1 protein-coding gene and 1 pseudogene are annotated in these 2,409 nt (G+C 32.7%); both read right to left on the bottom strand.

Features of this window, described 5'->3' with window-relative positions:
• Positions 1-477: 477 nt before the first annotated feature.
• A complete protein-coding gene (locus tag JFL43_RS23555; protein WP_200750009.1) occupies positions 478-687 on the bottom strand; it encodes a hypothetical protein in 210 nt (69 codons plus the stop codon).
• Positions 688-2,194: 1,507 nt separating this feature from the next.
• A pseudogene (locus JFL43_RS22770) lies at positions 2,195-2,409 on the bottom strand (hypothetical protein); the annotation flags it as partial.

Here is a 2,409-nt window from a genome sequence, read left to right on the forward strand (position 1 = left end):
TGCTAGCGTATCATCCGAAGATGATATCTATTTTGTTTTGATCCACCAACAGATGTTGGCGTTCAAAAACATTTATTGATTAACGTCTTACATGTTCAGTTTTCAAGGTTCATTTTATCGTCTGTTTTAACGACTTCATAATCTTAACATTTTCTATTTCGTTTGTCAAATACTTTTTGAAATAAGTTTTCAACAAGAATAGCAATTAAGTTTTTTCAGTACGTCTTAGCGACAATTAATATAATACAACATACTAGATATAACTGTCAACACTTTATAACAAAAAAGTTATAGTAAATTTTTTAGCGTTTATAAAAAAGGGGTGAAAGCGTTGATATGATAGAGTTTGAGCATGGGTAGAGATCAGAATAAAATGTTTCATCCTCAAATATTGGGGTGACTAAAAGATCATGATATATAAGAATCCCGTTTTATAATCTTACACAAAGATAGTTAATAACCTCACCGTGTTGTTGGTTAACATCCTGAATAAAATTTCTCATTTTTAAAGTTTTTCAGTATTAGAGAAAAGGATGTTATTGATAACAGACTCTCTTTCAATTGTTTCCATAAGCTTTCAGCTGGGCTATAGGGAAGCAAAGATACGAGTTCAAGTCGATGCTTATTTTCTTCTGAAAAATCTTGCAAATACTTGGTGTGATGAATGTGGGCATTATACAAAATCATAACTATTTCTCCGATAGGTTAATGCACAAGAACTTTAGATAGGAATTCTTTAAAGGCGACGATAGCATCATACTCTTTTCTTTGACTTAAAAGATTTCACCCGTTTCATAATCCAATGTACCAACCAACTAGACCTTTATGTTTGCCTTTTAAGGACCAGATCCGCTGAATCGCCTCATCTTCAAAACGAATATGATTAATTTCCTCGCCTACTCGCTTTTTAGAGAGGGTAATGTTTCTTCGAAAAATGTTTTCTGCTTTTCAGAATAGATTTTCCCGTGTATAAGTCGGACGCGTATAACTAAACCCTTGCTAATCTAAGAGGATAAACATTCCACGTAAAGAATAGATGTTTCCAACGAAGTCAACAACGAGCGGGCGCAAGCGTCCAATTATATCTAGCTGTGAAATCTACATCAATTGGGCTTGGGTGGACACGATTTCTAAGAGAATGGCTTTTAGTTCCTTTGATAATTCGAAGGTTTACCAGAAAGATGACCGAGTACAAGTCTTTCTAGACCACCTTCTTTATAAATTGGAATATAAATAATGACTGTTTCAGAGATTCGATCAATAATTTGAGCGATTTCTTTTATTTTTTACCTCGATAAATAGAGATAGATAATTTGATAACGTTTGAAATGATGCTGGTCTTTAACACATTTCATCACTTCTTCAACTTAATTTTGAAATCTCCAATTCCTATGGAGTTATTTTTATCTCTATACCCGTTTAGGAGGTTCCGGAATCATTAAATCAACTTATATAACTAAAATGAACTCCAGTTTCTTTATATTTACTTGATAATTTGATCATCGTACAAAATCTTTCAAAACTTTTTAAGCCAACAACCATTAGAAGGTGGATAAATGTAGATGTTTCAAATTTCAGTTTGCCAATTTAGAAGGAGCTTAATTACTCTTTTAAATTCTTGAATAACCGTTTCCTCAACTTCTTTATAAAATGCATAGAATATTTCTTTGATCTTACTTATTAAAGTAGGGCCATTTTCTTTAGCTTGATCAAACCGAGTTACAGAAGCTCGGGTACTTACTCATTCTAAATACCAAGTCATTTCTTCATTAAGTGAGCTTGCTCTTTTATAAAATACATAACGCCTTCGTTTACATTTCTTACAATCCTAAGCATCTATTCCTTTGAATGCGATGGCGAATAACATCCTATCCAGTAAGTAATAGAAATAGTCTGCAATATTTAAAAATCAATTTAACGCATGTTTGACAGCTGCCTTTAAGGTTGAGTTCATATCCAATATTACCGTTTCAACGTTCACACCATAATGTTGAATAGCACTTAATCGTTTCTTTTTAATGATTCGGTACTAAATCAATAGATTCACGTGTTTCCGCATTCGCAATAATCAGCTGATACTGTATCTCCCCTGTATTCATCAATCACAATTATACTTGTCATAGCTTTCGATTGTTCAATCTTATTATGAACCATTTCGTTAAATCGACGCATAGTAAGTATCGTTTGACTCCATTCAGTTGAAAAATGCTGATAACATTGAACAATACTTTTTATTTAGAGAAGTGTTTTCCACCTTCTGTATACGGTAGTCGTGTACTTTACATGTCAACGCTCCACAAGTTGGACAAACATAATCTTTAATAGGCATTTCTATATGAATAGATATGTAAGGATTTCTTTCTTCTACATTTGTGATAGTAAAGCCTTCAAATCCTGGCATTTTCATGT

It is taken from the genome of Viridibacillus soli (assembly GCF_016612995.1).
In the GTDB taxonomy this organism is placed as follows: Bacteria; Bacillota; Bacilli; order Bacillales_A; family Planococcaceae; genus Viridibacillus; species Viridibacillus soli.